Below are 21,610 nucleotides of genomic sequence, written 5' to 3'. Positions count from 1 at the left end.
TCAGTCCAGCCGCAAGAACCGCTTCAACTCTTCCTTCTGGGCCATCGCATCGCGGCGGCCCAGCTCGATGAGCTCGCTGCAATAACCCGACTCGAACAGCAGATAACTCAGCACCCCCGCCCCGCTGGTCTTGGTCGCGCCCGGGCCGCGCAGAAACGTGCGCAGCGCCGGGGGCAGTTCGCGGCGATGGCGGGCGGCGATTTCGTCGATGGGCTGGCTGGGCGAAATCACCAGCACCTCCACGGGCGCCAGGGACTGAATGGGCGTGGATTCCGACGACTGCGGCCTGGGCTCGTCGGGCCCGGGCAGCATTCGGCTGACCAGATTCAGCCGTTCCAGCAATTCAATGTCACTCTCCAGGCTGTCGATGAACGTGCTGTTGAGCATGTGCCCGCCGATCTGCGCGAGGCTCGGCTGCGTGCCACGGACCGCGCGCGGCACAGGCGGGTTCGCGCCCGGGCCACGGGGGTTGCCGCTGACGCCCACCACCAGCACACGGTTGGCGCCCAGGTGCAGCGCCGGACTGATCGGCGCCGACTGCCGCACCGCGCCGTCACCAAAATATTCCTGCCCCAGTTTCACCGGCGCGAACAGCAAGGGAATCGCCGAACTGGCCAGCAGATGGTCGATGGTCAAGCGCGTGGGCAGGCCGATGCGGCGGTGCCGCAGCCAGGATTCGATCGTGCCCTTGCCCTGATAAAACGTGACCGCCTGCCCCGACTCGTAACCAAACGCGGTGATTGCCACAGCGCGCAGATGCTTTGCTTCAATGGCTTCCTGGATGCCGTCGAGGTTGAGCCGCGCGGTCAGCAGATCCTTCAGCGGCGAACTGTCGAGCAGCGCCACCGGCACCTGTTGGCGACCGATCCCCAACAGGCTGCGACCGAAGAACCGCGCGGCCTGCCGAACGACCCCGGGCCAGTCACTGCGCAACACTTGGTGGCTGCGAAAGCCCTGCCAGAAGTCGGTCAGCTCGTGGACCGCGGTACGAAACTGCGCCGCGCCGCTGGCCAGCTTCACCGCGTTGATCGCCCCGGCGGAGGTGCCGACAATGACCGGAAAGGGGTTTTTGGCGCCGACCGGCAGCAGGTCGGCAATGCCGGCGAGCACGCCCACCTGATACGCCGCGCGGGCGCCACCGCCGGACAGGATCAGCCCGGTGATGGGCTCGACGCCGGGAGATATCGCTGAGTCGTCGCGCACCGCTTGTTGTTCTATGGCGCTTGTCGTCATGGGGATTGAGTTCTCGGTTTCAGCCACGCTTCTTGTACAGCTTCGGCTCACCCGGCGGCCGACTCTTGAAGCGCCGGTGCGCCCACAGGTACTGCTCGGGGCATTCGGTGACCGCGCGCTCGACCCAATGATTGATGCGAATGCAGTCCGCCTCGTCGCTCTCCCCCGGAAAATCGCTCAGCGGCGGATGGATCACCAGCTTGTAACCACTGCCGTCGGCCAGACGCTCCTGAGTGAACGGCACGACCAGCGCGTGGCCGAGCTTGGCGAATTTGCTGGTGGCCGGCACGGTGGCCGCCTGAATACCGAACAGCGGCACGAAGATGCTCTGCTTGGCGCCGTAGTCCTGATCTGGCGCATACCAGATCGCGCGGCCCTTGCGCAGTTGCTTGATCATGCCGCGCACGTCTTCGCGCTCGACAGCGATGGAATCCTGGTTATGCCGCTCGCGGCCGCGTCGCTGCACATAATCGAACAGCGCATTCTTGTGCTCGCGGTACATGCCGTCGATGGTGTGCTGCTGGCCGAGCAAAGCCGCGCCGATTTCCAGCGTTGTGAAGTGCAGCGCCATGAGGATGACGCCATGGCCGTCCAGCTGCGCCTGCTTTAAATGATGAAGGCCTTCGATGTGGGCCAGCCGCGCAAGACGGGGCTTGCTCCACCACCAGCTCATGGCCATCTCGAAAAAGGCGATGCCGGTAGAGGCGAAGTTCTCCTTGAGCAGGCGTTTGCGCTCGGCCTTTGAATACTGGGGAAAACACAGCTCGAGGTTGCGCGCGGCAATCACCCGTCGATCGGTCGCCTGGTAATACATGACCCAGCCCAGCGCACGGCCAATCACAAGCAACACGCGAAACGGCAACTGCACGATCAGCCAGAGCACGCCCAGCCCCAGCCACAGCAGCCAGAAGCGGGGATGAAGAAAGTGAGCTCGAAAACGCGGGCGATCCATTACAGCTTCCGTCAAGACAAAGGCGGGCATTCTACATCGGTTCGCGCAGATCGTGCCCCCGTCGGTTGCGCCTCCCTTGCGGCTGGCGGGCGTTATCGTTATAAGTCTCGGCACTTTTAGCGACAAGCCGCTGTATGCCGACATGAGCCAAATCGAATTGCAAGACAAGGACCCCGTGTTCCAGCTGAAGGGCAGCATGCTGGCCATCACTGTGCTGGAACTGGCCCGCAACAACCTCGAAGCGCTGGATCGTCAACTGGCGGCAAAAGTCGCCCAGGCGCCGAACTTCTTCAGCAATACACCGCTGGTGCTGGCCCTCGACAAGTTGCCGCCGGATGAAGGCGCGATCGATCTGCCGGCAATGATGCGCATCTGCCGCCAGCACGGGTTGCGCACCCTGGCCATTCGCGCCAATCGCATCGAAGACATCGCCGCCGCCATTTCCATCGACCTGCCGGTATTGCCGCCTTCGGGCGCGCGGGAGCGACCGCTCGATCCGACGGAAGGCGAAGTCAAAAAGAAGCCGGAAATCATCGAAAAACCGCCCGAGCCGCTGATCAAGCCGACCAAGATCATCACGGCGCCTGTGCGCGGTGGTCAGCAGATCTACGCCCAAGGCTCGGATCTGGTGGTGATTTCCTCGGTCAGCCCCGGCGCCGAACTGCTCGCCGACGGCAACATTCACGTGTACGCCCCGATGCGCGGCCGCGCGCTGGCCGGGATCAAAGGCGATACCAAGGCTCGGATTTTCTGCCAGCAAATGGTCGCCGAACTGATCTCCATCGCCGGTCAGTACAAGGTGTCCGAAGACCTGCGCCGGGATCCGCTGTGGGGCGCCGGTGTGCAGATCAGTCTGTCCGGCGACGTGTTGAACATCACCCGTCTTTAACGGATACTGCGCCATTTTTAAGCCACTCTGATTCGTCGCGAAAACGACGCGAAGGCACCGGAATGTTCGGGTTATTTTTTTGTTTTCCCGAGCAGGGATTCCGTTACGGATTCCGATCACCGCCCTCGCCCGCTTTAGTTGCGCCGTCACGAGGGGCTCTTCAGGGACTCAACGTCCTTTTCCTCTAGGGGTGATACACCTTGGCCAAGATTCTCGTGGTTACATCCGGCAAGGGTGGTGTGGGCAAGACCACCACCAGCGCCGCCATCGGTACCGGTCTCGCACTGCGCGGCCACAAAACAGTTATCGTCGACTTCGACGTCGGCCTGCGTAACCTCGACCTGATCATGGGTTGCGAACGTCGCGTCGTTTACGACTTCGTCAACGTAGTCAACGGCGAAGCCAACCTGCAGCAAGCGCTGATCAAGGACAAGAAGATCGAAGGTCTTTACGTCCTCGCTGCCAGCCAGACCCGTGACAAAGACGCGCTGACCAAGGAAGGCGTGGAAAAAGTCCTGATGGAACTCAAGGAAACCTTCGAGTACGTCGTCTGTGACTCCCCTGCCGGTATCGAAACGGGCGCTCACCTGGCGATGTATTTCGCCGACGAAGCCATCGTTGTGACCAACCCGGAAGTGTCTTCGGTTCGTGACTCGGACCGCATGCTGGGCCTGCTGGCCAGCAAGTCCCGCCGCGCCGAGCGTGGTGAAGACCCGATCAAGGAGCACTTGCTCCTGACCCGCTACAACCCTGAGCGCGTGAGCAAGGGCGAGATGCTGGGCGTGGAAGACGTCAAGGAGATCCTCGCGGTGACCCTGCTGGGCGTGATTCCGGAGTCCCAGGCCGTACTCAAGGCGTCCAACCAGGGCGTGCCGGTCATCCTTGATGATCAGAGCGACGCTGGCCAGGCGTACAGCGATGCCGTTGACCGTCTGTTGGGCAAGGACCGTGAGCACCGCTTCCTGGACGTACAGAAAAAAGGATTTTTCGAACGCCTGTTCGGGGGTAACTGATGAGCATTTTTGACTTCTTTCGTGCCAACAAAAAGCCCAGCACCGCGTCGGTAGCGAAAGAGCGTCTACAGATCATCGTGGCGCATGAACGCGGCCAACGCAGCACCCCGGATTACCTGCCTGCCTTGCAGAAGGAGCTGGTAGAGGTGATCCGCAAGTACGTCAATATCGGCAACGATGACGTGCATGTCGCTCTTGAAAATGACGGCAGCTGCTCGATTCTGGAACTTAATATCACCCTGCCTGATCGTTGATCGAGAAGGCAGTCGCCACGGCGGCCCGGTTGCCTGAATCCCTTGGCGGAATCAGGCAAGCGCGCCGCCGTTGGCGTTCCTGAAGACCTGTTTTCTGCGCCGCGATGGCTGTTTCGATCGTGCTGCGCCTGTTTGAGTGATGAGGCGTTCAATGCCGCTGTCCAACGTTCATATCCTCCATCAGGACGACGCTGTCCTGGTGGTGAACAAACCCACCCTGCTGCTCTCGGTCCCTGGTCGCGCTGACGATAACAAGGACTGTCTGATTACCCGCCTGCAGGAAAACGGCTACCCCGAGGCGCGCATCGTCCATCGGCTGGACTGGGAAACGTCCGGGATCATTTTGCTGGCCCGTGACGCGGACACGCACCGTGAGTTGTCCCGGCAGTTTCATGACCGCGAGACGGAGAAGGCCTATACGGCACTGGCCTGGGGTCAGCCCGACCTGGACAGTGGCAGTATCGATTTGCCGTTGCGCTACGATCCGCCGACCAAGCCGCGTCATGTGGTGGATCATGAGTTCGGCAAGCATGCGCTGACGTTCTGGAAGGTGCTGGAGCGGTATGACACCCATTGTCGGGTTGAGTTGACGCCGATCACGGGGCGTTCGCATCAGTTGCGGGTGCATATGTTGTCAATCGGGCATCCGTTGCTGGGCGATGGTTTGTACGCCCATCCGGAGGCCCTGGCGGCGTATCCGCGGTTGTGTCTGCATGCGAGCATGCTGGCATTTACCCATCCAGGGACGGGCGAGCGGGTAAGGTTTGAGTGTCCGGCGCCGTTTTGATTTTGTTCGTCAGAACAGACTGGAGATCAAGAACATCTGCCTAACGGCAGATCATTTCGCCTTCGGCGAGTTACTTGGAAAAAGCCCCCCAAGTAACCAAGGGGGCTTGCTCCTGGTTGGGCCCCTCGTTCCTCGGGGTCCCTTCACTCCGGTCCCGCTCCGTGGGCCCGCCGCCATCCGCCATCCATGGCGGGGGGCGGCTCTCGCGGCATCCATGCCGCTCGGCCCACTCCGCGAAACCTCCGTTCAGCCTGCACCAAAGTCGCGTTTTGCGGTGTCTGGACTTTTTGTGTAGGAAGATCAAAAGCACAGCAACAGCAACAGCATTCGCGAGCAAGCTCGCTCCCACGGGGAGAGAGCCAGGCCAGCAAAATAGTCAGCGCCCACACCGGCCTCTTCCCGGCTAAAGCCGGTCCTACAAAAAGCACACTGCGTACCCCCGTAGGACCGGCTTCAGCCGGGAAGCTTTTGATCTTGATCTTGATCTCAAACACAAGAGTTTCAGACGACATCAATCGCGACTTGGGTGCAGGCTGAACGCAGGTTTCGCGGAGTGGGCCGAGCCGCAGGGATGCGGCGAGAGCGCCGTCAGGACATGGATGTCCGTTCGGCGCGGGCCCACGGAGCGAGACCGGAGTGAAGGAACCCGACGAAGTCGGGCCCAACCGAGAGCAAGCACCCTTGGTTACTTGGGGTGCTTTTCCAAGTAACTCGCCGAAGGCGAAACAGTCTGCCCCCAGGCAGACGCTTTTGATCTTAAGGATCTTGATCTTGATCTTGATCTCGATCAAAACACCTTTTGGCCTGTAAACTCCCGCCCATTGCTGCCTGGAGTAACCTATGCGCGAAGAGTTGAATCAGGGCCTTATCGATTTCCTGAAGGCCTCCCCCACCCCCTTCCATGCCACCGCCAGCCTGGTCCAACGCCTCGAAGGCGCCGGCTACCAGCGGCTCGACGAACGCGAGCCCTGGTACACCGAAGCGGGCGGCCGCTACTACGTCACCCGCAACGACTCCTCCATCGTCGCCTTCAAACTCGGCCGCCTGTCGCCCCTCACCGGCGGCATCCGCCTCGTCGGCGCCCACACCGACAGCCCGTGCCTGCGCGTCAAGCCGCAACCCGAACTGCAACGTCAGGGCTTCTGGCAACTGGGCGTCGAAGTCTACGGCGGCGCCTTGCTTGCGCCATGGTTTGACCGCGACCTCTCCCTCGCCGGCCGCGTCACCTTCCGCCGCGACGGCAAAGTCGAAAGCCAGCTGATCGACTTCAAGCTGCCCATCGCGATCATCCCCAACCTCGCGATCCACCTCAATCGCACCGCCAACGAAGGCTGGGCGATCAACCCGCAGACCGAACTGCCGCCGATCCTGGCCCAGGTCGCCGGTGACGAACGTCCCGACTTCCGCGCCCTGCTGACCGATCAACTGGCCCGCGAGCACGGCCTGAATGCCGACGTCGTTCTCGACTACGAACTCAGCTTCTACGACACCCAAAGCGCCGCCGTCATCGGCCTCAACGGCGACTTCATCGCCGGCGCCCGCCTCGACAACCTGCTGTCCTGCTTCGCCGGGCTGCAAGCGCTGCTCAATGCCGATCGCGACGAGACCTGCCTGCTGATCTGCACCGACCACGAAGAAGTCGGCTCAACATCCGCCTGTGGTGCCGACGGCCCGATGCTGGAACAAGTGCTGCAACGCCTGCTGCCGGAAGGCGACGACTACGTGCGTACGATTCAGAAATCCCTGCTGATCTCCGCCGACAATGCCCACGGCGTGCACCCCAACTATGCCGAAAAGCACGACGCCAACCACGGCCCGAAACTCAACGCCGGCCCGGTGATCAAGGTCAACAGCAACCAGCGCTACGCCACCAACAGCGAAACCGCCGGTTTCTTCCGTCACCTGTGCATGGCCGAAGAAGTGCCGGTACAAAGCTTCGTTGTGCGCAGCGACATGGCTTGCGGCTCGACCATCGGCCCGATCACCGCAGGCCACCTCGGCGTTCGCACCGTCGACATCGGTCTGCCGACCTTCGCCATGCACTCGATCCGCGAACTGGCCGGCAGCCAGGACCTGGCGCATCTGGTGAAGGTGTTGTCGGCGTTCTATGCGAGTGCCGAGTTGCCCTGATTATCAACAGCGCGTTGCGGCGCTCGCCGCAGCACGCTTTTTCCTACCCTCCTGTCATTCCTGCGTTGCGACCGGCAAGGGCTGCGCTGCCTGGGGCTCATCGTGCCCACGACAACAATTACGCTACTTCAATACCCTAACCACTCGAGCTGGTTCCGAATCGGAATAATGTCTATCGCAACTTAATATAACGTCGATAACCATTTTGATGGACTGAGGCTATACCGCACGCCCTATAATCAAGTGGCATCCTCCACTCATACAAAGGAATAGCATCATGGATAATCAAAATAGCGGTTCAGCGATCAAGCCGATCATCGTCATCATTCGCTCGGGCGGATTCGACGTTGAAAGAGGTGGCTCTGCTGGTGACACCATGGAGCTATACGGAAGTTCTGAAAAGAACGCCAGGATTGATATTAAAGACCAAACCCAAATGTTAGCCACGACTGAAGCAAATGAATTCGGCGGTTGGAAAGTGCTGCTCAATGACCTTGCGAAGGGCGAACACCGCTTTGTCGCAGGCGCTCAGGCGACGGGCATTGTGTCGGAAGAGTATTCGGTCAACAATTTGGCACCACCCCAGTAATAATACGTCTGGATGACAGTCTGGCTTCGCTTACGGCACTGCGCGCCACGGATGACGAGACGCGCAGTCGGCTTATTTTCGATACATCAGGTAAACCCTGCTTGATGATAAAAATCAAAAATAACCAGCTAGAGCAAATTAAGTAATGATTGAAGAGTTTAGGTGTAGAGGCACAACCAGCGCTCTACGAATACCCAAGGCCACAGTTGATATTAAGCTGCGGACACCAACCTCAAACAATGGACCGCTCGAACATGACCCACTCCTTAAAACCAACATGATATGCAATCTACTGGGTGGGGACCGCTCGCAGCATTAAAGAGAGAGAGGCAAGCTGTTCCTCTTACATCTCACGCGGCCACTGAAACGTCTCCATTCTATTGAACACCGCTAAATCTCCTCGCCACACCCCCCATCCCCTCGTAAACTCATCCGCCTCTGCTTGACCCGGCATGGCTCCCAAACCACGCCATCCCAAGCGCCTGTCTATTCGAGGTCTGTTTCCAGGTGATCGCTCCCACCCGCCTTTCCGTTCTGCCCCGCCTGTTTTTGCTCTGCCTGCTGGCGCTGTTCCCGTTTGCGTTGACCCACGCCGCTGGCCTGCCAAGTCTGCTCAGTGGCGGCGACAAGACGCAGCCTCAGGCCCAGGAACCGCTGGGGCAGTCCCTGGACGAGGTCATCACGTCGCTGGAAAACGATCAGCAGCGCAGCAAGTTGCTGCAAGACCTGAAGAAGCTGAGGGACGCCACCAAAAAAGCGCAGCCAACCGTGGAGCAAGGCGTACTGGGCCTCATCGGCAGCTCGCTTGCCGAGCTGGAAAAACAGTTCACCGGCACCGACAGCCCGCTCAGCCGCTGGGCGGATGAGGCGGGTATGGCAGAGGACGAGCTGATGGCGCTGATGCTGCCGGCCAACCAGTGGTGGCCAATCATCTGGGGCTTTGCCGTGGTGCTGGCGATCTGGGGCCTGCTGGCGGCGGCGTTGATCTGGCTGGGCCACAAGGTGCGCTTGCGCTTCGGCCTTTCCGCCGAGCTTCCGCAGCACCCGCGCCTGTCGGACATGCTGCGCTTCGCGCTACGCAAGCTGGGCCCTTGGCTGGTGGCGCTGGTCATCACGATCTACCTGAGTTACTCCCTGCCGCCGTCGCTCGGCCGCGATCTGGCGATGGTGCTCGCTTACGCGTTGGTCGTTGGCACGCTGTTCTCGGCGGTGTGTGTTATCGCGTTTTCACTGCTGGACGGGCCGCACCGGCATCGGGCGCTGTACATCCTGCGGCATCAGGCGTTTCGGCCGCTGTGGTGGATCGGCAGCTTTGCCGCGTTCGGCGAGGCGTTGAGCGATCCGCGCCTGGTCGCCAGCCTTGGCGTGCACCTGGCGCACACCGCCGCAACCCTGGCCAATGTCATGGCCGCGCTGTCCACCGGCCTGTTCATCATTCGTTTCCGGCGCCCGATCGCACACCTGATCCGCAACCAGGCCCTGGAGCGTCGCCTCAAACGCCGCGCCCTGAGCGACAGCATCGAGGTCCTCGGTACGTTCTGGTACCTGCCGGCGCTGGTACTGGTGGGCGTTTCCCTGTTCGCCACGTTCTTTTCGGCTGGCGACACCAGTACCGCATTACGTCAGGCCCTGATCTGTACCGTGCTGCTGGTGATGTGCATGGTCATTAACGGCCTGGTGCGGCGTCATTCACTCAAGCCAAGCCACGCTCACAAGCGTCACGCCCTGTATTCGGACCGCCTGAAGAACTTCTTTTATACCGTTGCGCACATGCTGATCTGGCTGGTGTTCATCGAACTGGGCCTGCGAGTCTGGGGTTTGTCGTTGATTGGCTTCGCCGAAGGCGACGGCCGCGACATCAGTCTGCGGCTGATCGGCCTGGCGGCCACGCTGATGTTTGCCTGGCTGATCTGGATTCTCGCAGACACGGCGATTCATCACGCCCTCACCCGCTCGCGCAAGGGCCTGGCCAATACCCGCGCGCAGACCATGATGCCGCTGATCCGCAACGTGCTGTTCGTGACCATCTTCATCATCGCGCTGATCGTCGCGCTGGCGAACATGGGCATGAACGTGACACCGCTGCTGGCCGGTGCCGGTGTGATCGGTCTGGCCATCGGTTTCGGCGCCCAGTCGCTGGTGGCGGATTTGATCACCGGGCTGTTCATCATCATCGAAGACTCCCTGGCCATCGACGATTACGTGGACGTCGGCGGCCACCTGGGGACCGTGGAAGGCCTGACCATTCGCACGGTGCGCCTGCGCGACATCGACGGCATCGTCCACACCATTCCGTTCAGTGAGATCAAGAGCATTCAGAACTACTCGCGGGAGTTCGGTTACGCGATCTTCCGCATCGCCATCCCGGCGAGCATGAACATCGATGACGCCCTGAAGATGATCCGCGACGTCGGCCAGAAGATGCGCACCGACCCGCTGCAACGACGCAACATCTGGTCGCCGCTGGAGATTCAGGGGGTGGAGAGTTTCGAGTCCGGCAACGCCATTCTGCGCGCGCGCTTCAAGACCGCGCCGATAAAGCAGTGGGAAGTGTCGCGGGCGTTCAACCTGTCGCTCAAGCGTTATCTGGATGAAGCGGGGATGGATCTCGCGACCCCTAGATTGAGCGTGCAGGTCAACACCAATGGTGGCAGCGTAAGTGAGGTGCGTGGGAAGAAGGGTGACCCGGCAGGCTGATGTGTCAGCCTGTCGACCATCGCTGAGAGTGACGCTTGGTGGAGCCTCTGTCGGAAATCGGCCTCGGGGCTATCTCGCTGATGACCCAAAACACGATTCAGAACTCCCACATGCCGGGGCAGCTACTCAAACGTAAACGTATCGACTAAAAACCAATCTCCGCGAGCCGTTTTAAATACCATCTCTCTAATACCCACGGCAGAGAATGTACTTTCAGTCACATAGGGGCTCTCGGGGGGTAATACCACTATCCCCAATGGCGAACCCTCATGATTATAAAAAGATACCTGGTGATCCCTCTCGTTCGTAGCGCGGCACCAAAAACTCACTTTAGAGCAACTCCCTCTCAACTTCACACTGACGGTCTGACCCGGTGGCTTTGGATTTCCGCCAGTAAATTTTGCATGGAAGTTCAGCGTCTGCTTTTCTATCTTTCCGGGATAATTGGTGCCCGCAGGCAAGATGCCTACATTACCCACACCTTCTAAAAACGTAATCGTCATCATCGGCGCTTCGATGCTTTGACCAACTGAGATCATGGTATCTGGAAGCGAGTCGAAATTCTCAACGCCCGCTAGCGCACGCTCAACCTGTAAGGCCCACGGGTCGGAAACAGTCGTACCGTCTGCTGTCTTTGCAATAAAGCTGTGAGCCCCCTCCTCCAGCCCTGAAACATTCTTTTCCCACACGCGGCCGCTCACTGGGACAAATCCCAGCGAAACACCGTTATCAAACAACTCCACCTGGGCATCGGCGTTGCTGTCAGCCCCGTTGGCTTCTTTTAACTGGACCTGCCGCTCCATAATGAATTCCTTTCCATGGCGTTAGCTGAATGATGGATAACGCTATCAGTGTGACGCAATACATGCATTTGGCAACGGCAGCTCAAGAACCCGCGAATGAGCAAACGCAGCCAGAGATCCGATCATGCGACATGATTCACTTTAAAAATCATAAACATAAAGAATAAAGCTATTCAAATTCGAAATAATGTTAATTTCAAATTGATCTTATAAGCATAAATTAAGGGCCAAGCAGAGCGCCTGATGTGGAGTACGAAGCTCACAACACAACTTCACCAAAGGAATTCAAATATCCGCCACCACTGCGCTCACGTGAATCGCGTCATGGCGCCAATACTCCAGATCGCAATCGATCAGCCGGCCGCGCTGGTCGTGATTGACCCGGGCGATGCGCAGGCCCGGGCTGCCGATGGAGACTTTCAGCGCTCCCGCCGCTTCCATGGGCAGCGCCGTGGGCACCATTTCGAAACGCACCTGGCCATAGCGAATGTCGTAATGGCTGGCGTAGAGCTCGGTCAGCGACTGGTTCAGGTCCAGATCGAGGATCTGCGGAAAGTAATCGGGATTGAGGTAGTGCTCGACATAGAGCACCAGTCGCTCGTCAATACGGCGGGCGCGGCAGATCTGGATCACACTGGACAGCGCCGGCAACTGCAGCAACCCGCAGATGACCGCCGAGGCCGGTTGCAGCCGCGCGGATATCACCTGGGTCGCGGGCACCCGCCCCTGAGCCTGAACCATCGCGTGAAAGTGGCTGCGGCGCATCAGGTCATAGGCCAGTCGCGGCGGTGAAATGAACCAGCCGCGCCGCTCCTCGCGGTAGATCAAGCCCCGCGCCTCAAGCTGCACCAATGCCTCGCGCAAGGTAATGCGGGTGGTATCGAAGACCTCGCTCAGCTTGCGCTCGGCCGGCAACTTGCTGCCCGGCGGCAGCAGACCGTGCTCGATCTGCTCTTGCAGCGCATTGCAGATGGTCGTCACCGCTCGGGGCATTTCTTCGCGCATTGCGTTACCTATCTGGACTAGACCAGCGCTATTTAAGGGCAAGGTCGCTCGCTGACTGGCCCGTTTCGGTGCTCCAGAGCCTAGGCAGCGTAGATGACCGTTGCGTGACATTCCAGCCGGGAGCGGCGGCAACGCCGGACTTCAGGAAATCGTCAGGGCCTTTCAGATCAGGCGCTTGAGCATGGTCTACGCTCATTTCACAGCGATTGCCCGGGTTGTGGCTTGCTCCAGCAAGAGTCGGTCCAGACACGAAAGCGTCATGTTACTGGCCTAACTTGGCTCAGGTATTGCTGACCTAGACCAATCATCCGCAACGAACACTTCTATGAGTCCGTCGAGAAGTGCACAAAGGAGCTTCGAATGAAACACCTTTTGCTGGCATCACTCCTGGGTTCGGCCATCGCGCTGAGCACGTCGGCCATGGCCGCCGACACCGACCTCAAAACCCTCGAAGCCGCGGCCAAGGCCGAAGGCGCGGTCAACAGCGTGGGCATGCCCGATGACTGGGCGAACTGGAAAGGCACCTGGACCGACCTGACCGCCAAATACGGTCTGGTGCACATGGACACCGACATGAGTTCGGCTCAGGAAGTGGCCAAGTTCGATGCGGAAAAAGACAACGCGAGCGCTGACATCGGCGACGTGGGTGCAGCGTTCGGCCCGATCGCTGTCGCCAAGGGCGTCACTCAGCCCTACAAGCCGAGCACCTGGGCGCAAGTGCCTGACTGGGCCAAGGATAAGGAAGGCCACTGGGCGCTGGCATACACCGGCACCATCGCGTTCATCGTCAACAAAAAACTGTTGCACGGCTCCGACGTACCGACCAAATGGGCTGATCTGAAAAACGGCAAGTACAAGGTCACCATCGGTGATGTCAGCACTGCGGCCCAGGCTGCCAACGGCGTACTGGCCGCTGCGATTTCCATGAAAGGCGATGAGACCAACCTCGCGCCGGGCCTGCAACTGTTCACCGAACTGGCCAAACAAAAGCGCTTGGGCATCAACAACCCAACGATCCAGTCGATGGAAAAGGGCGAAGTGGAAGTGGGCGTGGTCTGGGACTTCAACGGCCTGAGCTACAAGGCCAAGATGACCAATCCTGACGACTACGTGGTACTGATCCCGTCCGACGGCTCGGTGATCTCGGGCTACACCACGATCATCAACAAGTACGCCAAGCACCCGAACGCCGCCAAGCTGGCCCGCGAATACATCTTCAGCGACGCCGGGCAGATCAACCTGGCCAAAGGCAACGCACGCCCGATCCGCGCCGAGCACCTGACATTGCCGCCAGAGGTCCAGGCCAAGCTGCTGCCTAACGAGCAGTACAAGAACGTGACCCCGATCAAAGACGCTGCGGCCTGGGAAAAATCCTCGAAAGCCCTGCCACAACAGTGGAACGAGCAAGTCATCGTCGAGATGCAGTAATCCTCAACGGCTAACGCAGCCCCCTTGTAGGAGTGAGCTTGCTCGCGATGTCGGTGTGTCACTCGACCTGTCTGTCGCAGGCATACCGCGATCGCGAGCAAGCTCACTCCTACAGTGATGTTTGGCGATCCACCCTCCGGAGATGCCATGAAACACAACGTCATCCTCATCCTGCTGGACGGCCTGAGTTACAGCGTGGCGCAACATGCGATGGGGCATTTGCTGGCCTACCGAAACGCAGGCCGCGCGGCGTTGTACAAACTCGAATGCGAACTGCCGTCGCTGTCCCGCCCGCTGTATGAATGCATCCTGACCGGCGTGGCGCCCATCGACAGTGGCATCGTGCACAACCAGGTTTCCCGGCTTTCCAGCCAGCGCAGCGTGTTTCACTACGCCACCGACGCCGGGCTGACCACTGCCGCTGCCGCGTACCACTGGGTCAGCGAGCTGTACAACCGCAGTCCGTTCATTGCCGCACGCGACCGCCACACCGACGATGCCGAATTGCCGATTCAGCACGGGCACTTCTACTACGTCGATCACTACCCCGATTCCCACCTGTTCGACGACGCCGAGCATCTTCGAACAGCGCACGCGCCGCACTTCTTGTTCGTCCACCCGATGAACATCGATGACGCCGGCCACAAGCACGGCCTCGACACCCCGCAGTACCGCAACAGCGCACGCTCGGCCGACATCATCCTCGCCGAATATCTGCAGCGCTGGCTGGATGCGGGCTATCAAGTGCTGGTGACCGCCGACCACGGCATGAACAACGACCGCTCGCACAACGGCGTGCTGCCGGAAGAGCGCGAAGTCCCGTTGTTCGTGCTCGGTGACGCCTTCAGCCTCGACCCCGAGGCGCGACCGAAACAGAGCGAGATCTGCGGCACCGTCTGCGCGCTGCTCGGCGTACCCCACGACAAACCCGTGTGCAGAGAGGTGCTCAAGTGAATTCACTAAGTCGCGGCAAATGGCTGGGGCTGTTGTGCCTTGTGCCGTTTGCGGTTTTTTTCATCGCGTTTCAGATCGCGCCGCTGGCCTGGGTGGCGATCAACAGCCTGCAATCAGACGCCGGCTGGGGCATCGACAACTTCATCAAGGCGTTTAATTCGCGTTTCTACCGCCAGGCCATGCAGTACAGCCTGGAGATCAGCTTCTGGTCGAGCCTGATCGGCATCATCATCGCGATCCTCGGCAGCTATTCCCTGCGCAAAGTGCCGTCGCGCCTGCGGGATTTCGTCAGCGCCTTCGCCAACATGACCAGTAACTTTTCCGGCGTCCCGCTGGCGTTTGCCTTCATCATCCTGCTCGGTTTCAACGGCGCGCTGACGCTGATTCTCAAACAGGCCGGGATCATCGATGACTTCAACCTGTACTCGAAAACCGGCCTGATCATCCTTTACACCTACTTCCAGATCCCCCTGGGCGTGCTGCTGCTCTACCCCGCTTTCGACGCGCTGCGCGAAGACTGGCGCGAGTCGGCGTCACTGCTGGGCGCCAGCGGCTGGGATTTCTGGCGGCACATCGGCATTCCGGTGCTGACCCCAGCGCTGCTCGGCACCTTCGTGATCCTGCTGGCCAACGCGCTGGGCGCCTACGCCACGGTGTATGCGCTGACCACTGGCAACTTCAACGTCTTGCCGATCCGCATCGCGGCGATGGTGGCGGGCGACATCACGCTGGACCCGAACATGGCCAGCGCTCTGGCGATGATTCTGGTGGGGATGATGACGCTGGTGACCGTCGTGCATCAGTGGCTGTTGAAGAGGAGCTACCATGTCTCGCGCTGAACGCCGCCCGCCGGGGCTCTACCACCGCGTCGTGGTGTACCTGCTGTTTCTGATCCTGCTCGCGCCGCTGCTGGGCACCTTTGTGTATTCGATCGCCACCAGTTGGTCGGCGACGATTCTGCCCGACGGCCTGACCTATAAATGGTACGTCGCGCTGTGGAGCGATCCGCGTTTTTTGCGCGCGTTCGGCCAGTCGCTGCTGGTGTGCGTCGGCGCGCTGGCGCTCTCGGTGGTGCTGATTCTGCCGCTGCTGTTCGTTGTGCATTACCACTTCCCCAAGCTCGACGCGCTGATGAACATCCTTATCCTGCTGCCTTTCGCGGTGCCGCCGGTGGTGTCCTCGGTGGGCCTGTTGCAGCTCTACGGTTCGGGGCCGCTGGCGATGGTCGGCACGCCGTGGATTCTGATCGGCTGCTATTTCACCGTGGCGCTGCCGTTCATGTACCGGGCGATCACCAACAACCTGCAAGCGATCAACCTGGTTGACCTGATGGACGCCGCCCAGTTGCTCGGCGCCAACACCTTTCAAGCCGCGTTTCTGGTGGTGCTGCCGAACCTGCGCAAGGGCCTGATGATTGCCCTGCTGCTGTCGTTCTCGTTCCTGTTCGGCGAGTTCGTGTTCGCCAATCTGCTGGTCGGCACCCGCTACGAGACCCTGCAGGTGTACCTGAACAACATGCGCAACAGCAGCGGTCACTTCAACAGCGCGCTGGTGATTTCCTACTTCTTTTTCGTACTGCTGCTGACGTGGGCGGCCAACCGACTGAACAAGGACAAAGACTGATATGAGCTTCGTCAGTGTCGAAAACCTGCAGAAGAATTACGGCAGCACGGCGGTCTTCAGCGACATCAATTGCGACATCCGCAAGGGCGAATTCGTCACCCTGCTCGGCCCGTCCGGTTGCGGCAAGTCCACCTTGCTGCGCTGCATCGCGGGGCTGACGCCTGTGACCAGCGGCAGCATCTTCCTTGACGGCAAGGACCTGGTGCCGGTGTCGCCGCAGAAGCGCGGCATCGGCATGGTGTTCCAGAGCTATGCGCTGTTTCCCAACATGAACGTGGAGCAGAACGTCGCGTTCGGCCTGCGCATGCAGAAAGTCAGTACCGACGAAATGAAGCAGCGGGTGGCCGAGGTGCTGAAGCTGGTGGAGCTGAACGAGTTCGCCACGCGCTACCCGCATCAGCTCTCGGGCGGGCAATGTCAGCGTGTGGCATTGGCGCGTTCGCTGGTGACCCGCCCTCGCCTGCTGCTGCTCGATGAGCCGCTGTCGGCCCTCGATGCGCGCATCCGCAAACACCTGCGCGAGCAGATCCGTGCGATTCAGCAGGAGCTGGGCCTGACGACGATTTTCGTGACCCACGATCAGGAAGAAGCGCTGACCATGTCCGACCGGATTTTCCTGATGAATCAGGGCCGAATCGTGCAGAGCGGCGACGCCGAAACCCTGTACACCTCGCCGGTCGATGCGTTCGCTGCCGGCTTCATCGGCAACTACAACCTGCTGGAAGCCGACGCCGCCAGCCGCCTGATGCAGCGCCCGATCAACAGTCGCGTGGCGATTCGCCCGGAAGCGATTCAATTGAGCCTGACCGGTTCGCTGGAAGGCGAAGTGCGCAGCCACAGCCTGCTGGGCAACGTGATCCGCTATCGCGTCGAAGCCCGGGGCGTGGAACTGGTGGTCGACGTGCTTAACCGCTCGGCCAGCGACTTGCACCCGAACGGCCAGCGCGTCACCCTGCACATTGAAGCGTCGGCGTTGTGTGAAGTCGCATGAATTAGACGCCAACCCTGTAGGAGCGTGGCTTGTCCCGCGATCGGCGGGGAACCCGTCGTGAAACCTGCGACGAAGGTCAGAATGACACACCGCATTGGCCTGGGTTGCTGCCGGTTCCCGGCAGATCGCGGGACAAGCCACGCTCCTACAGTTGATCTGCGTGTGAATGATTTAAGAGGACAGTTTTAATGGCTTTAGCAATTTTCGATCTGGACGAAACCCTGATCCACGGTGACTGTTCAAGCCTGTGGAGCGAGCAGATGGGGCGTTTGGGCTGGGTCGACCCCGAGTGGTTCATGAAGAAAGACCACGAACTGATGGAAGCCTACGGCAAGGGCGAGCTGGCCATGGAAGATTACATGGCGTTCAGCCTGGACCCGATGGTCGGGCGCACGCCTGAGGAAGTGGATTTTCTGGTGGGGCCGTGGGTTGAGGATTACATCGAGCCGATCATTTTCAGCGACGCGACCAAGGCCATCGCCGAACACCGCGCCGCCGGGGATCGCATCCTGATCATCTCGGCGTCGGGGGTGCATCTGGTCAAGCCCATTGCCGAGCGCATCGGCGTTGATGAAGTGCTGGCCATTGATCTGGACGTCGCCCACGGCGTCTACACCGGCAAGACCACCGGCGTGCTCACCTACCGCGAAGGCAAGATCACCCGCTTGATGGCGTGGCTGGATCAGGAAGGCGAGAACCTTGAGGGGGCGAGTTTCTATTCGGACTCACGCAATGACCTGCCGCTGCTGCAGAAAGTGGATTTTCCGCACGCGGTGAACCCTGACCCAGTGCTGCGCGAAAAAGCGCAAGAGAACGGATGGCCGATTCATAACTGGAAGTGATCCAGCCACTGCGCTCAAGGGAACACCGCGTGTAGGAGTGAGCTTGCTCGCGAAAAGGCGGGTGCATCCGCTAAATTTTCAGCGGCTGTCATGCAGTCTTCGCGAACAGGCTCCCACAGGTTAAGCCCAGCACATCAACAGGTCATCACACCAGGCTTTCGTTGATCACCAGCACGACTTTGCCCGACACCTGATTGGTCGCCAGCTCCGAGTAAGCCGCTTCCGCTTCACTGATCGGAAAACTGCGCGCCAGTTGTGGCTTCAGGCGGCCTTCGGTGAACAGCGGCATGACGTGTTGGCCCAGGTCGCTGAGCAGGTCGGCCTTGAACTGATCGTCGCGACTGCGCAGGGTCGAGCCGAGGATATGAATGCGCTTGCCCAGCACCTTCGCGAAGTCCAGCTCGGACTTGCTTCCGCCCATCAGCCCGATCAGCACCAGACGACCGTCAACGCCAAGCACCTTGAGGTTCAGCGCCGCGTAGTTGGCGCCCACCGGGTCAAGGATGACGTTGAACGGCGCAAAGTCGTTCAGCGCGTCGAGGTTCTCATTGCGCAGCACACCGCCCTGGGCGCCGAGGGATTCGCAATACGCCAGCCGCTCCGCCGAGCCCACGGTGACCCAGACCGGGTTGCCGAAGGCCTTGCACAGCTGAATGGCAGCTGAACCAACTCCACTTGCTCCGGCGTGCAGCAACACTTTTTCGCCGGGCTGGAGACCGGCCAGCTGAAACAGGTTGAGCCAGGCGGTGGCGTACACCTCGGGTATCGCCGCTGCTTCGTGCAGCGAAATCCCCTCGGGCACCGGTAGCACATGCCGCGCGTCGACCACGACTTCTTCGGCCATCGCCCCGCCCGCAACGAGCGCACACACGCGGTCGCCGACTTCCCAGGCGCAGCCCGGGCCAACCTCGGCAATCACCCCTGAACATTCCATACCGAGGATTTCCGTCACACCCGGCGGTGGCGGGTAATGCCCCGAGCGTTGCAGCAAATCGGCACGATTAAGTCCGGCGGCTGCCACCTGGATGCGGACTTGTCCTACATCCAGCGTCGGCGATGGCTCATCAACCCATTCCACACGACCTTCCACGCCTTGCAATGCTTTCACGGTGCCTCCATAGTGAGTCTTGACTGAGCCCATGTGCCTCACGGCCACTGGGCTTTTTGCATTATGCGACCGTGTTCTGACCGAACCGGCGACCTCCAAAGACGGCCTAATATGCGTTATCAATTGTCCCCGCGTCGAATCAGCATGAAGCATTTTTTACCCAGCACCACCCTTGCATTACTCATTGGCCTGACTGTCCTGCCAATGTCGGCCAGTTCGTTTGCCGCCAACAGCTGGGATAATCTTCAACCTGATCGCGATGAAGTCATCGCCAGTCTGAATGTCGTGGAGCTGCTCAAGCGCCACCATTACAGCAAGCCGCCGCTGGACGACAAGCGTTCGGAAATCATCTATCAGAGCTACCTGAAACTCCTCGATCCTGCGCGCAGCTACTTCCTCGCCAGTGACATCGCCGAGTTCGACAAGTGGCGTTTCCAGTTCGACGACTTCCTCAAGAGCGGCGACCTGGCCCCAGGCTTTACTATCTATAAACGTTATCTGGACCGCATCAAGTCGCGTCTCGATTTCGCGCTTGCGCAGCTGAGCAAGGGCGTCGACAAGATCGACCTGAACACCCAGGAAACCTTGCTGGTTGATCGCAAGGACGCGCCATGGGCCAAGAACGAAGCCGAGCTCGACGACCTCTGGCGCAAGCGCGTCAAGGACGAGGTTCTGCGCTTGAAGATCGCCGGCAAAGACCCCGCGAAGATTCAGGAAACCCTGACCAAGCGCTACAAGAACCAACTCGCGCGCCTGGGCCAGACCCGCAGCGAGGACGTGTTCCAGGCTTACCTGAATACCTTCGCGATGTCCTACGATCCGCACACCAACTACCTGTCACCTGACAGTGCGGAAAACTTCGACATCAACATGAGCCTGTCCCTGGAAGGGATCGGCGCTGTCCTGCAGAGCGACAACGACAACGTCAAGATCGTGCGCCTGGTGCCGGCCGGCCCTGCCGCCAAGACCAAGCAAGTGGCGACCGCCGACAAGATCATCGGCGTTGCCCAGGGCGACAAAGAGATGGTCGACGTGATCGGCTGGCGCCTGGATGAAGTGGTCAAACTGATCCGCGGTCCGAAGGGTTCGGTCGTGCGCCTGGAAATCGTCCCGGCCAGCAATGCGCCAAGCGACCAGACCACCAAAATCGTCTCGATCACCCGCGAAGCAGTGAAGCTTGAAGAACAAGCGGCGAAGAAGTCGATCCTGCACCTGAACCAGGACGGCAAGGATTACAAGCTGGGCGTCATCGAGATCCCCGCTTTCTACCTGGACTTCAAGGCCTACCGCGCCGGCGATCCCGAGTACAAGAGCACCACCCGCGACGTCAAGAAACTGCTGACCGAATTGCAGTCCGAGAAAGTCGACGGCGTGGTCATCGACCTGCGTAACAACGGTGGCGGTTCGTTGCAGGAAGCCACCGAGCTGACCAGTCTGTTCATCGACAAAGGCCCGACCGTTCTGGTGCGTAACGCCGACGGCAAGGTCGATGTGCTGGAAGACGAAAACAGCGGTGCGTTCTACAAAGGCCCGATGGCGTTGTTGGTCAACCGCCTCTCGGCCTCGGCTTCGGAGATTTTCGCCGGCGCCATGCAGGATTATCACCGCGCGCTGATCATCGGCGGCCAGACCTTCGGTAAAGGCACCGTGCAGACCATTCAGCCGCTGAACCATGGCGAGCTGAAACTGACGCTGGCCAAGTTCTACCGTGTTTCCGGTCAGAGCACCCAGCACCAGGGCGTACTGCCGGACATCGCCTACCCGTCGATCATCGACACCAAGGAAATCGGCGAAAGCGCACTGCCTGAAGCGATGACTTACGACACCATCAAGCCGGCGATCAAGCCTGCGGTGGATCCGTTCAAACCGTTCCTCGCCCAGCTGCAATCGCGTCATGACGTGCGTTCGGCCAAGGACGCCGAGTTTGTCTTCATCGAAGAGAAACTGGCGCTGGCGAAGAAGCTGATGAGCGAAAAGACCGTCAGCCTCAACGAAGCCGAGCGCCGCAAGCAACACGCCGACATCGAGAGCAAGCAGCTGGCGATGGAGAACGTGCGTCGCAAGGCCAAAGGCGAAGAGCCGCTCAAAGAGCTGAAGAAGGAAGACGAAGACGCGCTGCCTTCTGACGACGACAAGACCAAACCCGAGGATGACGCCTACCTGGCTGAAACCGGGCGCATCTTGCTCGATTATCTGGGCTTGAGCGGTTCGGTGGCGAAAAAGTAAAACGCCATGAAACGTGACAAAATGATGGCAATTCGTCATCAAACAGTCATGAAGCTGTCGTGAAATAGCGGGGCTCGACGCCACAG

19 protein-coding genes are annotated in these 21,610 nt (G+C 60.2%); 14 read left to right on the top strand and 5 right to left on the bottom strand.

Annotation, left to right across the window (positions count from 1 at the left end):
• Together BBI10_RS03720 and BBI10_RS03715 are read right to left on the bottom strand one after the other, a co-directional pair.
• Positions 1–1,233, bottom strand: coding sequence for a patatin-like phospholipase family protein (locus tag BBI10_RS03720; RefSeq protein WP_065986868.1), 1,233 nt, complete (start codon positions 1,231–1,233; stop codon positions 1–3).
• 19 nt (positions 1,234–1,252) lie between these two features.
• The gene (locus BBI10_RS03715; RefSeq protein ID WP_065986866.1) at positions 1,253–2,185 is read right to left on the bottom strand and encodes a lipid A biosynthesis lauroyl acyltransferase; all 933 of its coding nucleotides are present in this window, start codon (positions 2,183–2,185) and stop codon (positions 1,253–1,255) included.
• A gap of 142 nt (positions 2,186–2,327) precedes the next feature.
• Here BBI10_RS03715 and minC point away from each other — a divergent pair, with 142 nt between their 5' ends.
• From minC to BBI10_RS03680, 7 genes are all read left to right on the top strand, one after another.
• Entirely contained in the window at positions 2,328–3,074 is a 747-nt protein-coding gene (gene minC, locus BBI10_RS03710) for a septum site-determining protein MinC (RefSeq protein ID WP_065986982.1), read from the top strand.
• Positions 3,075–3,274: 200 nt separating this feature from the next.
• Complete coding sequence (gene minD, locus BBI10_RS03705; protein WP_037013830.1) at positions 3,275–4,087, top strand: septum site-determining protein MinD; 813 nt, start codon at positions 3,275–3,277, stop codon at positions 4,085–4,087.
• Complete coding sequence (gene minE, locus BBI10_RS03700) at positions 4,087–4,341, top strand: cell division topological specificity factor MinE (RefSeq protein ID WP_037013831.1); 255 nt, start codon at positions 4,087–4,089, stop codon at positions 4,339–4,341. Before minD ends, minE begins: the two co-directional genes overlap by 1 nt.
• A gap of 151 nt (positions 4,342–4,492) precedes the next feature.
• The gene (locus tag BBI10_RS03695; RefSeq protein ID WP_065986861.1) at positions 4,493–5,128 is read left to right on the top strand and encodes an RluA family pseudouridine synthase; all 636 of its coding nucleotides are present in this window, start codon (positions 4,493–4,495) and stop codon (positions 5,126–5,128) included.
• Between the two features lie 840 nt (positions 5,129–5,968).
• The gene (locus tag BBI10_RS03690) at positions 5,969–7,258 is read left to right on the top strand and encodes a M18 family aminopeptidase (RefSeq protein ID WP_065986859.1); all 1,290 of its coding nucleotides are present in this window, start codon (positions 5,969–5,971) and stop codon (positions 7,256–7,258) included.
• A 277-nt stretch (positions 7,259–7,535) separates the two neighbouring features.
• Positions 7,536–7,847, top strand: coding sequence for a hypothetical protein (locus tag BBI10_RS03685; RefSeq protein ID WP_065986858.1), 312 nt, complete (start codon positions 7,536–7,538; stop codon positions 7,845–7,847).
• A 507-nt stretch (positions 7,848–8,354) separates the two neighbouring features.
• Positions 8,355–10,544: a mechanosensitive ion channel domain-containing protein gene (locus tag BBI10_RS03680; protein WP_244160303.1), complete on the top strand. Its 2,190-nt coding sequence runs from the start codon at positions 8,355–8,357 to the stop codon at positions 10,542–10,544.
• Between the two features lie 122 nt (positions 10,545–10,666).
• Here BBI10_RS03680 and BBI10_RS03675 read toward each other — a convergent pair whose 3' ends face one another.
• Together BBI10_RS03675 and BBI10_RS03670 are read right to left on the bottom strand one after the other, a co-directional pair.
• A complete protein-coding gene (locus BBI10_RS03675; protein WP_065986857.1) occupies positions 10,667–11,347 on the bottom strand; it encodes a hypothetical protein in 681 nt (226 codons plus the stop codon).
• A gap of 285 nt (positions 11,348–11,632) precedes the next feature.
• Complete coding sequence (locus tag BBI10_RS03670) at positions 11,633–12,352, bottom strand: UTRA domain-containing protein (RefSeq protein ID WP_065986856.1); 720 nt, start codon at positions 12,350–12,352, stop codon at positions 11,633–11,635.
• Between the two features lie 360 nt (positions 12,353–12,712).
• On the opposite strand from BBI10_RS03670, the gene BBI10_RS03665 reads away from it, so the two are divergent.
• The 6 genes from BBI10_RS03665 to BBI10_RS03640 all read left to right on the top strand — a co-directional run bounded on the left by BBI10_RS03665 (position 12,713) and on the right by BBI10_RS03640 (position 18,190).
• Positions 12,713–13,780, top strand: coding sequence for an ABC transporter substrate-binding protein (locus BBI10_RS03665; RefSeq protein ID WP_065986855.1), 1,068 nt, complete (start codon positions 12,713–12,715; stop codon positions 13,778–13,780).
• 147 nt (positions 13,781–13,927) lie between these two features.
• Positions 13,928–14,734, top strand: a complete 807-nt coding sequence (locus BBI10_RS03660; protein ID WP_065986854.1) for an alkaline phosphatase family protein — start codon at positions 13,928–13,930, stop codon at positions 14,732–14,734.
• Positions 14,731–15,573: an ABC transporter permease gene (locus tag BBI10_RS03655; RefSeq protein WP_065986853.1), complete on the top strand. Its 843-nt coding sequence runs from the start codon at positions 14,731–14,733 to the stop codon at positions 15,571–15,573. The genes BBI10_RS03660 and BBI10_RS03655 overlap by 4 nt, the downstream gene beginning before the upstream one ends.
• Positions 15,560–16,357 (top strand): ABC transporter permease, encoded by a 798-nt coding sequence (locus BBI10_RS03650; RefSeq protein ID WP_065986852.1) that lies wholly within the window; start codon positions 15,560–15,562, stop codon positions 16,355–16,357. Before BBI10_RS03655 ends, BBI10_RS03650 begins: the two co-directional genes overlap by 14 nt.
• Before the next feature lies 1 nt (position 16,358).
• Complete coding sequence (locus tag BBI10_RS03645) at positions 16,359–17,348, top strand: ABC transporter ATP-binding protein (RefSeq protein ID WP_065986851.1); 990 nt, start codon at positions 16,359–16,361, stop codon at positions 17,346–17,348.
• Between the two features lie 188 nt (positions 17,349–17,536).
• A complete protein-coding gene (locus BBI10_RS03640) occupies positions 17,537–18,190 on the top strand; it encodes an HAD family hydrolase (RefSeq protein ID WP_065986850.1) in 654 nt (217 codons plus the stop codon).
• Positions 18,191–18,335: 145 nt separating this feature from the next.
• On the opposite strand, the gene BBI10_RS03635 is transcribed toward BBI10_RS03640, so the two are convergent.
• Entirely contained in the window at positions 18,336–19,298 is a 963-nt protein-coding gene (locus BBI10_RS03635) for an NAD(P)H-quinone oxidoreductase (protein WP_065986848.1), read from the bottom strand.
• 144 nt (positions 19,299–19,442) lie between these two features.
• Between BBI10_RS03635 and BBI10_RS03630 the strand changes: the two genes are divergently transcribed.
• Entirely contained in the window at positions 19,443–21,524 is a 2,082-nt protein-coding gene (locus BBI10_RS03630; protein ID WP_208600730.1) for a carboxy terminal-processing peptidase, read from the top strand.
• Positions 21,525–21,610: the final 86 nt, after the last annotated feature.

It is taken from the genome of Pseudomonas graminis, assembly GCF_001705435.1.
GTDB classification, from domain to species: Bacteria; Pseudomonadota; Gammaproteobacteria; order Pseudomonadales; family Pseudomonadaceae; genus Aquipseudomonas; species Aquipseudomonas graminis_B.
This window is presented reverse-complemented; position numbering and strand designations above follow the sequence as displayed.